Origin of the sequence: Achromobacter marplatensis (assembly GCF_049060505.1) — a bacterium.
GTDB classification, from domain to species: Bacteria; Pseudomonadota; Gammaproteobacteria; order Burkholderiales; family Burkholderiaceae_B; genus Achromobacter; species Achromobacter marplatensis_A.
On the sequence record NZ_JBMGRB010000043.1, the window covers coordinates 1 to 347 of the forward strand.

General features: G+C 53.6%; 1 protein-coding gene. It reads left to right on the forward strand.

Annotated elements, in window-relative coordinates:
* Positions 1–61: 61 nt before the first annotated feature.
* On the forward strand, positions 62–347 hold a 286-nt coding region (locus ACI0FO_RS29465; RefSeq protein ID WP_416032100.1), incomplete at its 3' end, for a hypothetical protein.

Sequence of the window (347 nt, forward strand, 5' to 3'; positions counted from 1 at the left end):
TCCGGCGATGTCGTGCTTCTGACGAATTATCGTCAACGGTGAATTGATTTCCGGCGACGCATTGATCATCAACCGCGGATTCATCTCCGACGGCGCATTGACCGTCAACCGCGAATTCATCTCCGACGACGCGTTGATCATCAACCGCGAATCCGTCTCCGATGACGCATTGATCGTCAACTGTAAATTCGTCTCCGATGGCGCATTGATCTTCAACTGTGAATTCGTCTCCGGCGACGCATTGATCTTCAACGGCGAATTCGTCTCCGACGACGCATTGATCATCAACCGCGAATCCGTCTCCGATGGCGCATTGACCTTCAATCGTAGGATGGGTGGAGCGCGGG